This is a genomic window from Flavobacterium sp. ABG (assembly GCF_001027725.1).
GTDB classification, from domain to species: domain Bacteria; phylum Bacteroidota; class Bacteroidia; order Flavobacteriales; family Flavobacteriaceae; genus Flavobacterium; species Flavobacterium cupriresistens.
In genome coordinates, this window is sequence record NZ_LEKS01000020.1 from 64,669 (window position 1) to 77,337 (window position 12,669).

Annotated in this window: 12 protein-coding genes; 9 read left to right on the forward strand and 3 right to left on the reverse strand. The window is 34.4% G+C overall.

Annotated elements, in window-relative coordinates:
- Positions 1-173: 173 nt before the first annotated feature.
- Both AB674_RS17925 and AB674_RS17930 read right to left on the reverse strand, forming a co-directional pair.
- Positions 174-959 carry a sulfite exporter TauE/SafE family protein gene (locus AB674_RS17925; protein WP_047778651.1) on the reverse strand — a complete coding sequence of 262 codons (786 nt, stop codon included), beginning with the start codon at positions 957-959 and terminating at the stop codon, positions 174-176.
- 603 nt (positions 960-1,562) lie between these two features.
- Positions 1,563-2,189 carry a Crp/Fnr family transcriptional regulator gene (locus tag AB674_RS17930; RefSeq protein WP_047778652.1) on the reverse strand — a complete coding sequence of 209 codons (627 nt, stop codon included), beginning with the start codon at positions 2,187-2,189 and terminating at the stop codon, positions 1,563-1,565.
- 443 nt (positions 2,190-2,632) lie between these two features.
- Here AB674_RS17930 and AB674_RS17935 point away from each other — a divergent pair, with 443 nt between their 5' ends.
- The 6 genes from AB674_RS17935 (at position 2,633) to AB674_RS17960 (ending at position 9,496) form a co-directional block, all read left to right on the forward strand.
- Positions 2,633-2,941 (forward strand): rhodanese-like domain-containing protein, encoded by a 309-nt coding sequence (locus AB674_RS17935; protein WP_047778653.1) that lies wholly within the window; start codon positions 2,633-2,635, stop codon positions 2,939-2,941.
- A gap of 77 nt (positions 2,942-3,018) precedes the next feature.
- Entirely contained in the window at positions 3,019-4,599 is a 1,581-nt protein-coding gene (locus AB674_RS17940) for an NADP-dependent glyceraldehyde-3-phosphate dehydrogenase (protein WP_047778733.1), read from the forward strand.
- Between the two features lie 208 nt (positions 4,600-4,807).
- Complete coding sequence (locus AB674_RS17945) at positions 4,808-6,676, forward strand: M1 family metallopeptidase (RefSeq protein ID WP_047778654.1); 1,869 nt, start codon at positions 4,808-4,810, stop codon at positions 6,674-6,676.
- Positions 6,677-7,116: 440 nt separating this feature from the next.
- Positions 7,117-7,731, forward strand: a complete 615-nt coding sequence (locus AB674_RS17950) for a hypothetical protein (protein WP_047778734.1) — start codon at positions 7,117-7,119, stop codon at positions 7,729-7,731.
- Positions 7,732-7,790: 59 nt separating this feature from the next.
- Positions 7,791-9,065, forward strand: coding sequence for an alpha/beta hydrolase-fold protein (locus AB674_RS17955; RefSeq protein ID WP_240478110.1), 1,275 nt, complete (start codon positions 7,791-7,793; stop codon positions 9,063-9,065).
- Positions 9,066-9,097: 32 nt separating this feature from the next.
- Entirely contained in the window at positions 9,098-9,496 is a 399-nt protein-coding gene (locus AB674_RS17960; protein WP_047778655.1) for an ACT domain-containing protein, read from the forward strand.
- Here AB674_RS17960 and AB674_RS17965 read toward each other — a convergent pair.
- Entirely contained in the window at positions 9,491-10,054 is a 564-nt protein-coding gene (locus AB674_RS17965) for an outer membrane beta-barrel protein (RefSeq protein WP_047778656.1), read from the reverse strand. The genes AB674_RS17960 and AB674_RS17965 overlap by 6 nt on opposite strands.
- A gap of 181 nt (positions 10,055-10,235) precedes the next feature.
- Here AB674_RS17965 and AB674_RS17970 point away from each other — a divergent pair, with 181 nt between their 5' ends.
- From AB674_RS17970 to AB674_RS17980, 3 genes are all read left to right on the forward strand, one after another.
- Entirely contained in the window at positions 10,236-10,640 is a 405-nt protein-coding gene (locus AB674_RS17970) for a GNAT family N-acetyltransferase (RefSeq protein WP_047778657.1), read from the forward strand.
- A 363-nt stretch (positions 10,641-11,003) separates the two neighbouring features.
- Entirely contained in the window at positions 11,004-11,384 is a 381-nt protein-coding gene (locus AB674_RS17975; protein ID WP_047778658.1) for a hypothetical protein, read from the forward strand.
- Positions 11,385-11,557: 173 nt separating this feature from the next.
- Entirely contained in the window at positions 11,558-12,640 is a 1,083-nt protein-coding gene (locus AB674_RS17980) for an efflux RND transporter periplasmic adaptor subunit (RefSeq protein ID WP_047778659.1), read from the forward strand.
- The last annotated feature ends 29 nt before the right edge of the window (positions 12,641-12,669 follow it).

Sequence of the window (12,669 nt, forward strand, 5' to 3'; positions counted from 1 at the left end):
CGGAGGAAACGCCCAAAATATACAAATCCGTTTATTTTGAGAAATAAACGGATTTTTTAGTTTCATCTTTGTCAAGTTTAAAACTGCGACAAAGACTACTCTATATGCGAAACTAGATTAAAAATGTTTAAATAAATCAGCTTTATCTGCCAAATCTGCGTGAAACAATAAAGTTAAAACAAAACCTCCTTAGTAATAATATATACCCCCATTACCAAAACAAACCATCCAAAAATTGGTTTGAGTTTGGCTCCATCAATTTTTTTAGAAAGCTGACTGCCGATTACCATTCCGATAAGCGCCATTGCAGATACGCTTAATAGAAATGTGTAGTTGATTGGAGTCCCAATGTATAAATCACCTCCAAAACCAATACAAGAATTAATTGTGATGATTAATAAAGAAGTCCCAACGGCTTGTTTCATGGGTAAATTGGCGAAGAAAAGCAAAGCAGGAATAATTAAAAATCCGCCGCCGGCTCCAAGGAATCCGGTTACAATTCCGACTAGAAAACCAATTAGACTTAGTTGTGGATAGTTGGTTTCGACTCCTTTTATTTCGGGTTTGTTTTTTTTGATCATCGAGATGGCCGCTGTAATCATCAATGCCGAAAAGATAATCATAATGAGAAAATCCTTTGAAACAGTATACGAAGCCACCGAAAATAAGGTTTGAGCAATTTGAGGAAAAATAACTTCCCGAATTATCAAGATCGAAATCACCGACGGAATCGCAAAATACAAAGCGGACTTCAGTTTTAGATTCCCCATTTTATAATGGCTATAGCTTCCAAATAAAGCGGTTAACCCAACGATGAATAAGGAATACGAAGTAGCCTGTTCTGGATTTACCCGAAACAAATACACTAAAATCGGAATAGTAAGGATAGATCCGCCGCCGCCAATTAAGCCAAGTGAGATTCCTATGATAATCGAAGCAAAATAACCGAAATATTCCATTGATTGTATTTTTATGCAAAGGTGCTTTGTTTGGGGGGAATCTACAGTAACATTTATCACATAAGCGTTTTTTTTGCCACAGATTAAAATGATTAGAATGATTTTTTGTTAACACGAATTACACGAATTGACACAAATTTTTTAACCGCAAAAGGGAAGAAAGAAAACAATCCGTGAAAATCAATTTAATCTGTGGCAAGTATTTTTTTATTAACACGAATTACACGAATTGACACAAATTTTTTAGCCGCAAAAGGGAAGAAAAAAAATAATCCGTGAAAATCAATTTAATCTGTGGCAGATATTTTTTTGTTAACACGAATTACACGAATTGGCACAAATTTTTTTAGCCGCAAAAGCAAGAAAAAAACAATCTGTGAAAATTAGTGTAATCCGTGTTAAGCATTTTTTACCGCCACGAATTACACGAATTGGCACAAATTTTTTAGCCGCAAAAGCAAGAAAAAACAATCCGTGAAAATTAGTGTAATCCGTGTTAAGCATTTTTTACCGCCACAAATTACACGAATTGGCACAAATTTTTTAGCCGCAAAAGCAAGAAAAACAATTCGTAAAAATTAGTGTAATCCGTGTTAAACAATTCTATTTCAAAAGCTCAATCTGATTCCGGTTTAATTTAACCAAACCACGCTGCTCCATTTTTTTGAGTAATCTTGAAACCACTTCTCTGGAGGTATTTAACTCTGTCGCAATTTCCTGATGTGATAATTTAACTTCAGTGCAGCCACAGGCATCAGAATGTCTTTTTAGATAAAATTCCAAACGCTCATCCATAGAACGGAAGGCGATATTATCTACTACTTCAAGGACCTCTTCAAAACGACTTCTGTAAGTGTCTATGACAAATTCGTACCAGGACCGGTGTTCCATCATCCATTTGTCCATCATTTGAAGGGGGATCATCATGACGGAAACATCTTCTACTACTTTGGCCATAATCTGGCTTTTTTCGCTTTTGGCGGTACAAATCATCGAGATGGCACAGGCTTGTCCGGGTTGTAGATAGTACATTAAAAATTCCCCACCATCTTCACCCTCACGATAAATTTTGATTTTTCCTTTGGTAATCAAAACCGTGTTTTTAATGTATTGTCCCGTTCGCATTAAGATTGTCCCGGCTTCGAAATCCTGCGCACTTGCATTCTCTTCAATAGTAGCGATAAGTTCATCGGAGAAATTGGGGAAGATATTTTTTAATGGATTTTGCATGTCTTATTTTTTAAACACCGGGGATATCGTTTTTATGATCGTGATGAAAGTCATTTCATTTTGTATAAAAAGATAGCGTCAAGTGTAGTGCTATAGGAACTGTTTTTGGCTCTTTTTTTACTATTTCAAACAGATGTTTTAATGTGTTTGGATTTTATTTTTATTGTCAAAAAGAACTTAAAAACGATATTTTTTTACAAAGATAGCAGATTGAAATGGGATTAGTTGTCAGAAAATTGTTTTTAAGACCTCTTTTATGCAAATGAAAAAATCCTATTTTCTATCGATTTTATAGACTGAATTTTTAAAAATAGTGAGTATTTTTGTAAAATACTGATTATAATCCTTTCTCTAAAACGTTTTCTGAGAATAATAATCGAAATCGCATTTGGCACGTTTTTAATTAATAGAAACGTCGTAATTTTACAAAAAACACATTTATTATGAATTTATCACAAGAAGATTGGGTTGCTCAACTAGCTGCTGACGAGAATGCAGTTATACTTGACGTAAGAACTGAAGACGAATTTAATGACGGCTATATCGAGAATGCTGTAAATATTGACATTAATAAAGGACAAGGTTTTATTTACGAAATCGAAGAATTAGATAAAAATAAAAGCTACTATGTGTATTGCCGTTCCGGAGCCAGAAGTGCCAAAGCATGCCAGATCATGAATGAATTAGGGATAGAAAAAGCCTATAATTTACTTGGTGGTATCCTGGATTGGGAAGGTGATACTGTACAATAATAAAGAAAAAGAGGCCGAAAAGCCTCTTTTTTTCTTTTAGAATGCTATTAATAACCAAATTACAAATAACCAAGATTATGAGTTTAATACCCGAAGAATTTCAGATTAAAAACCTTATCAATCAAGATACGTATCTTGTAAATGGTGAATTAAAACATTGGACTGGGCAAACCACACCTGTTTTTTCCACAATTTCATCTACAGAAAAATACACACCGACTTTATTAGGATCTATTCCTTTTATGGGAGAAAAAGAGGCGCACGAAGTAGTGGATGCCGCAACTGCCGCTTATGATATGGGGCAGGGCTTGTGGCCTACGATGAAAGTAGCCGATCGTATTAAATGTATGGAAAATTTCGTGACCCAAATGAAGGCGACACGAGAAGAAGTAGTGAAATTTTTAATGTGGGAAATTGGAAAATCCTTAGGAGACTCCCAAAAAGAATTTGACCGAACCGTAGAATATATTTACGATACCATTGATAGTTATAAAGAACTAAACGGAAGAAGCTCCCATTTTTCTAAAGTACAAGGCGTGAATGCCATGATTCGTCGTGGTCCGTTGGGAGTTGTTCTGTGTCTTGGACCTTATAATTATCCGTTAAACGAAACTTTCTCTTTGTTAATTCCCGCTTTGATTATGGGGAATGCCGTAATTTTCAAACCGGCTAAACATGGTGTTTTGTGTATTTCGCCATTGTTAGAAGCCTTTAGAAGTAGTTTTCCAAAAGGCGTGATCAATATTGTTTACGGAAGAGGGCGTGAAGTAGCTTCACCGATAATGAAATCAGGTAAAGTAGATGTCTTAGCACTAATCGGAAACAGTAAATCGGCTATTGCATTACAAGATCAACATCCAAATAAAAACAGATTGCGTTTGATTTTAGGTTTGGAAGCCAAAAACCCTGCGATTATCTTGCCGGATGCCGATTTAGATTTGGCTATCCAGGAATGTATAGTAGGAAGTTTGTCTTTTAACGGTCAGCGTTGTACGGCCTTGAAGGTATTGTATGTACATGAATCGATCAGTGAAGAATTTAACAGACGTTTTTCTGAAAAAGTGGATGCTTTACTATTTGGAAATCCGTGGGAAAAAGGAGTTTCATTAACTCCGCTTCCCGAAACAGATAAACCATCTTATATTCAGGGATTAATTGATGATGCAAAAAGTAAAGGGGCAGCGATATTGAATGAAAAGGGAGGGAAACATGCCGACAATTATATTTTTCCGGCCGTTTTATTTCCGGTAAACAAACAAATGCGTGTGTATCATGAAGAACAATTTGGACCTGTGGTTCCGATAATTTCTTTTAAAGATATCAGAGAACCATTAAAAGATATGGCCGAATCCAACTACGGACAGCAGGTGAGTTTATTCGGAAAAGATATTAAAACTTTGGCACCGCTTATCGATGCTTTGGTCAATTTAGTTTGCAGAGTAAACTTAAACAGTTCTTGTCAAAGAGGACCGGATGCCTTTCCTTTTACAGGGCGCAAAGATTCTGCCGTAGGTACTTTAAGTATTCCGGATGCCTTGCGTTCTTTCTCCATTCGTACATTTGTAGCTTCAAAAGATATTGATTATAACAATAAAATTTTGCAGGAATTGCTGAACAGCAAAGAATCGAATTTTATCAATACCGATTATATTTTGTAGCTCAAAGGTTATATATTAATTTTAGATTGCCGTCTTTTTCGCTTTTGAAAAAGGCGGTTTTTTTTATAATTCAATAATTAAAATATTATAAGAATTAACTTAATTAAAATACAAAAAGTATAACTTTACGCTTCAATGTAACATTTACATAAAATCTTCCACTAATGTGATAGGACAATTAATCAATCAATAAAAATCAAAACCACTTATGAGAAAAAATTCGCTTCAATTATTGCTTTTAGGATTTCTGTTTCTGTCGCAATATGGCTTTTCGCAAAAGCTTTATATGCCCAGAAATATTAAAGAAGCTTATGAAAACGGTACTCGTTCTATGGATGGGAAACCGGGAAAAAAATACTGGCAAAATCATGGAAAGTACACGATAGAACTGACTGTTAACGCTGATACTAAGGTAGTCAGCGGTACCGAAACCATCATTTACGAAAACAATAGTAACGATACATTAAGAAATTTACCAATCCGATTTGTGAATAATCTTCATAAACCATCTTCACCACGAGGCGGAGACGTAAGTGAAGATTTTTTAAGTGCCGGATTAACCATTACTTCTCTTAAAATCGAAGGAGAAGTGTATAATGAGAATGCAAGAAACTGGGGAACGGTTGGAAATGTAAAAATGAAAAAAGCGATGCTTCCTCATAGCAAAATAACAATCAATATCGATTGGAATTACCCTTTGTCTAAAGAAAGCGGAAGAGAAGGACAAATAGACAATACGACATTCTTTGTTGCTTACAGCTACCCGAGAGTCACGGTTTTTGATGATTATAATAAATGGGACAGATTGCCTCATACCGATCGTCAGGAATTTTACAATGATTTTAATGATTATACCTATTCTGTAAAAGCACCGAAGAATTATGTAGTGTATGGAACAGGAGATTTACTAAATCCGGATGAGGTTTTACAACCTGAATTTTCGTCTCGTCTGAAAAAATCATATGTAGCAGATGAAGTTCTTCATATTGCTAACGAACAGGAGATGAAAAGTGGTATCGTAACCAAACAAAATGACTGGAATACCTGGAAATTTGAAGCCAAAAATATCTCTGATGTTTGTTTCGGTTTGAGTGACCATTATTTATGGGATGCGAGTAGTGTAGTTGTAGACAAAAAAACAAACCGTCGTGCCAGTGTTCAGGCGGCCTATGATATTAAAGGTACCGATTTTGTGGTATCTGTAAAAAACAATCAATACGCGTTAGATTGGTTTTCGAACAACTGGCCGGGAATTCCGTATCCTTTTTCTAAAATGACCGCTTTTCAGGGATTTGCAGACATGGAATATCCAATGATGTGTAATGATTCACAAATGAATGATCCTGTGTTTGCTCAATTGGTTCAGGACCATGAAGTCGCTCATACGTATTTCCCTTTTTACATGGGAATCAATGAAACCCGTTATGCTTTTATGGACGAGGGTTGGGCTACTACTTTTGAATATTTAATCGGAATTGCAGAACATGGTAAAGAAGCGGCTGATAAATTTTATAAAGATTTTAGAGTAAAACAGTACATAAGCGATCCGTCAACAGAAGAAGATCAGCCGATTATCTCTATGTCATCGCAACTTTCAGGTGCCGGATATGGTAATAATTCATATGGGAAGGCTTCGCTTTCTTATATTGCGCTAAAAGATTTGCTTGGAGATGCGTTATTCAAAAAATCATTACATGCTTATATGGACAATTGGAACGGAAAGCATCCAATTCCATGGGATTATTTTAACTCGATGAATAGTGCCTCAGGGAAGAATCTGAACTGGTTTTTTAACAATTGGTTTTTTACCAATAACCATATTGATCTTGCGGTGAAAAGTGTTAATGCAGAAACTATTTTGGTAGAAAATATAGGAGGTTTTGCGATTCCATTTGATGTGAATATTGTTTATACAGACGATACAAAAGAAACCGTACATCAAACACCGGCAATTTGGGAGAAGAACCAAAAATCGGCTACAATTGCTTTAAAAAACAAAAAACAAATCAAGCAGGTAATGATTGACGGAGGTATTTTTATGGATGCCACACCGAAGAATAATGCTTGGAAAAGCTAATAAAACAGAATCTTAATTTTGGGTTTGCCCCCGGGAAGTTAAAAACTTTCCGGGGGCATTTTTTTATGCAGAAGAATGATGAAATACTATTTGTTGTTTGTACTGTTTTGATATGTAGTGACTTATGTCTGTGTTTTAATATTTAATTCACATAAAGTTGTATTTAATCTTGATGAAAAATTAATTCCTTACGAAAATATTCATAATAAATCATCAAAAAGAAGTAGATTTTTATCAAAACATAATACTTAACTTACGATATGTGTTGTATTCGGAATCGTAAAGTATTAAAAATCTTATATTGTTATTTAAAAGTCTTTTTTGGATTAGCTAAAGTCGAAACAGTAAATACTTTTGACCGTGTAATAGAAGCAAAGTACTTCCTGTTAATTTGTGTTTCTGTGCGATTTACAAACGAAATTAATTTTACCAAAATGAATATGAAAACTTACCTTGTCCTTATCGTTTTATTGGTATCATCTAGTATTTTTTCTCAGAACGCTTCAAAAGCATCCTTTCAAAAAAACAAATACGACTTGGCTATTTCATATTATAAAAAAGCCGAATTAAGTAAAGCATTAGATGAGTTTTCTATAGCCTGCAAAATATACCCGGAAAATGAGGTTGGTAAAGAAGCGATGAAAAAGATAACAGTCTTAAAAAGTATGTTAAGGAAAGATTTATTGGCTAGAATAATTGGTACTTGGCGTTTTGATGGAAATAAACCAACTTGGGCAGTTAAAACAGTAGAAGATGAAAACAGAACGGTCACGGAGTTACTTGAAATAAATGAAAAAAGTATTTTGTTTAATGAACTTGATAAAAAGACAAAACTTAAAAAATATGTGAAATCCGAAGATTTAGTTTTTTATGAAAATGAAGCGGACGATTCTTTATTTTCGGCAATTATCCTGTCAGATGGTACTATTTGGATATGTTCTATAAATGAAGAGGAGACTACGTTGAAGCTTATTAATATTGCCCGGAAAGATAATAACGCAGTAGAAAAAATTAGCCTCAATAATTTAGAGCGGTATTATACTAAAGTTATATAGTTATAAAAACTATACTTTATCGTACATACTTTTGTGATTTTTTTCTAAATTTAGAGCAAATGTATAAAAGTATGATAACCACGGATTTTGCAACAGTTAAAATTAAAAAAATACTATTTTTTGGTGTTTTGATACTGATAACAAGTTTTGGATTTGCTCAGAAAAACAATAAAATTGAGATTGGAATTGTCGACAGTGTTTTTTCGAAGGTTTTAAACGAAAACAGAAAAGTACTCATTCATCTTCCAAAAAGTACCCGGTTGACTGGTTTTTCCAAGCAAAAATATCCCGTATTGTATTTGTTAGACGGTGATGTTCATTTTAGTTCTGTTGTCGGAATGATGGAACAATTAAGCGAAATGAATGGCAATACGCTCTGCCCCGAAATGATTATAGTGGGAATTCCAAACACGAACAGAGGAAGAGATCTCACACCAACACATTCGGATATTGATCCGCCATTTGTCACCAAAGATTTAAGTGAACAATCAGGCGGAGGAGAAAAATTTGCAGCCTTTCTGGAAAAAGAATTAATTCCGTTTATCGACTCAAAATACCCTACCGCACCTTACAGAACTTTAATAGGCCATTCTTTTGGAGGATTGACCGTAATGAATATTTTGACCAATCATACCGCTTTATTCAATTCCTATATTGCAATAGATCCTAGTATGTGGTGGGATCGTCAGAATTTTTTAAAAGAAACCGAAGCAAAATTAAGAACCAAGGATTTGGTAAATACCTCTTTATTCTTAGGAGTTGCCAATACTATGGACGAGAATATGAATCTTGTAAAAGTTAGAAATGACACTAACGTAATGACAAAACATATCAGGTCTATCCTGGACTTAAACGATTTTTTAGGCGATAAGAAAACCCATTTAAATTACCAATATAAATATTATAAAGACGACAGTCACGGTTCCGTTCCGCTAATTGCAACTTATGATGGGCTTCGGTTTATTTTTGCCTTCAACCAATTGAAACTTACGATTGGCGAGCAGATGAATTTCAATAAAGCTGTTTTCTCTAAAATTGAAAAACATTACGAACTCGTTTCGAAACATTTGGGTTATAAAGTAACGTTGCCCGAAGCTATGGTCAATAGCTATGGATACCAATCACTTGTAAGTAAAAACAATGAACTGGCTGGCTATTTATTTAAAATGAATGTGACGAACTATCCCGAAAGTCCGAATACCTATGACTCTCTTGCCGATTTTTATGAAGCGAACGGAGATAAAAAAAATGCAGTGGCCAACTATCAGAAAGTACTAACTCTGGATAAAGATTTTCCGGAGACAAAAGATAAATTAGAACGACTTCTAAAGTAATTTAGATTTTAAAAGTGTAATAAAAATTCAATATGTCCGGAGAAAAAGATTTACAGAAGCTATTAAAAAGCATGAAACCCGAACTTAATGAAGGTGAATTTGTTTTTTGTAAAATTGAAACATTAGACACCCTAAATTTGAATGATATTGAAATGTTATTCAGGGAAAAGGAGGCCATTACATTAATTCTGAAAAAAGAAAAAGCAGATGAACTAAAGTTGGAGTATTCCGTTATTATGTCCTGGATCACACTTTCTGTCCATTCGTCATTGGAAGCGATAGGGTTAACGGCCGCATTTTCTAATGCCCTTTCTCAAAAAGGCATTAGTTGTAATGTCGTTGCGGCATTTTATCACGACCATATCTTTGTCAACAAAAAAGAAGCAGAAAAAGCGATGGAGGTTCTTAGTATGTTTTCAAACGGATTATAGAAATTTATACCCTAATGAAATATTTGAAATTCCTGTTTTTAATTCTCTGTTAGAAGCATCCAGATCTGTAAGACCGGCCAGATACCTGTAGTCCAGTGTAAATTTCCATAAATCAACTCCAACGCCACCAAGAACACTACCGTTATTGCGTTCAAAAGGAATGTAGTTTAAATTGTTGCTGGCATCTATACTGGAGTAATTTTTCCAATTGTAACCGACAAATAGTCTAATATTTCCCAGTTTTCCTAAAGGGACAACTTTAAATCCGGCAATCAAGGTAGCATCGGTTCCGGCTACTTCATATTCCGTTTCACCAATTCCGCTTTGAGAAACACTAAATTTTGATTGGGTATATCCAAATTCGGCCTGACCATAAAAAAGTAATAAATTTACTCTCGCAAATCCTGCCACACCAATCCCGCTTCCGGAACTTTTTGAACTAAAATCGTCTGTAACGGCAGAAGTTATATTAGTAGAAAATTGAGGCCCAAATTGTATTAATTGTGCAAAACCATTTACACTTATACATAATAACAATGCTAAAATGAAGTTTTTCATAATTGAAGTTATTCGATTTATATCTGATAAAATTAAATATTATTAACCAGAATTGAATGATAAATTTGAATTATTTTGAGGCTATACCTGAGTGGGATAGTGCTACAAAGTGGTTTGTCATTTTGGAATGGATATTATAAAATGCGCTACATTTGAAAGCATGGAATAAAACAAGTATACTATGGAAATTAGAGAAATAAAAGCATCACAAACCTGGGAGATTCGCCATGAAGTAATGTGGCCAAACGAGCCTTTTGAATTTGTACAACTGGCAGAGGATGATTTAGGTTTGCATTTTGGAGTTTTTACAGAAGAAAAGTTAGTTTCGATTGTTTCCTGTTTTATTTCCCATGATGAAATGCAGTTTCGAAAATTAGCCACACTCGAAGAATATCAAGGAAAAGGAATCGCTTCTGAGTTGTTAAATTATATCCTGAAACTGGCCAAAGAAAGAGGACTTACAAAGGTGTGGTGCAACGCCCGAAGTCATAAAAAAGCATTCTACGAAAAATTTGGAATGAGAGATACTCTTAAAAGTTTTAGTAAGGCAGGTCAGGAGTTTGTAATAATGGAAGTTGTTTTTTAGGTTCAAAGGTACAAAGGCTCAAAGGGACAAAACTAGAAAAAAAACTTTGCGACTTCGCGTCTTTGCGAGCAATAATTTCAAAATATAAAACTTCATTATACTTTTTTTACATTAGCTTACAGGATTCTTTTTTTAAGAGAAATAACCCTTTTTGGACTAAGTAAATGATGAATCTATAGGTCAGAAATAAATACGCAACAAGTTGATTATTAGTTTTGTTTAGATTCTTTTCTACGGGTCATAGCGATTTTTATTTGTAAAAAAAATAAATAATGAAATGAAAACGTTTTCGTTTGTCAACACTTGTTAAGACTTTCTTATTTTATTTTTTTTATTCCAATCTTTTATTACATTCGCACTCAAATGAGAAAGTTAGTAGTATTTTTAGTATTCATGAATTTCCTTCTGCTGGGCGGAGGGCAATATCTTAATGCTGAAACACATCTAAATTCTCACCACAATCTTGAGAAAAGACACCGCGTAAAATTCACCAATCAGGATCAGGGCAGCTCAATAATTGAAGATGCAGATGTTGATCTTGACGAAGAATGTCTCGGGAATGATACGCTTAAGAATGGACTTACAAATAAATTTTTTACAACCAATCATAGCTTAATAGCAGATTTGTATTTGACATTTCCTCGTCAAATTGTTGTAAATTCTTATAGTCGTTTTGAAATTTTAGGCCCATCTTGCGGCCAGCCAAATCCTATTTATATTACTCAGAGAGTTTTAAGAATTTGATTCGACTTATACATCGGTTGCCATAGTGTGATCCTGCATAAGTGCGAATTGTATTTTTAAGATACTTTTTCATTCTACTGTTTCACGTTATATTCTGGCGACTGATTTTATTTTCAGACCTGGGGAATTCCTGTTCCCAGCATTCAATCGCTTAATTTCCATTTATTATACTCATGAAAAGAATTGTCGTGTTAACAGGCTTAGTTGCCTTGTTGTGCCTTACAAGTTGTACATCAAAAAAAGAAGAAAAAGAAGAAGTTGAAAAGTTTACAGTTACAAATCCTGTAAAAATTGATACTTCATTTACTAAACAGTATGTTTCGCAGATTAAATCGGTTCGAAACATCGAAATACGTGCTCAAGAAAAAGGTTTCCTCCAAAACATCTACGTAGACGAAGGTCAGTTTGTAAAAGCAGGCCAAATTTTATTCAGAATCATGCCTAAAATGTATGAAGCTGAATTACTTAAAGCGCAGGCTGAACAAAAAGCTGCCGAAATAGAATTACAGAATACCAAAACATTAGCAGATAAAAACATCGTTTCCAGAAACGAACAAGCTGTTGCCATGTCTAAACTTCAGGCAGCAAAAGCAGAAGTGGCCCTTGCAAAACTTCATTTGTCTTTTACCGAAATCAGAGCTCCGTTTGACGGAACCATTGACAGGATTCCATTAAAATTAGGAAGCCTTATTGACGAAGGTGAATTATTAACAAGCCTTTCAGACAACAGTCAGATGTTTGCTTATTTTAATGTTTCTGAACCCGAATATCTTCAATATCAAACGAATATTAAAGATCGTGGCGACGCTAAAGTTGGTTTGGTTTTGGCTAATGGGGAAACGTTTAAATACAAAGGGAACGTTGAACTGATCGAAAGTGAATTTAATAACGAAACAGGAAATATTGCCTTTAGAGCGAGATTCCCTAATACCGGAAAATTACTTAGAAACGGGGAGACAGGACAAGTTCAAATGCTTGTACCTCTTAAAAATGCGATTGTGATTCCACAAAAAGCAACCTATGAAATTCAGGATAAAAAATATGTTTTTGTGGTAGATAAAAGCAATAAAGTAAGTTCAAAAGAAATCACCATTACAGGTGAAATTCCTGATTTGTATGTGGTAAGCAGCGGACTTGCTGAAAATGATAAAATTTTACTGGAAGGCGTTCAGAAAGTAAAAGAGAATGATAAAATTCAATATGAATTCCAAGCTCCCGCGAAAGTCATGAATCATTTACGCGTTAAAGCAGAATAGGTCTGATTGGTTTAATCATTAAAAAAATA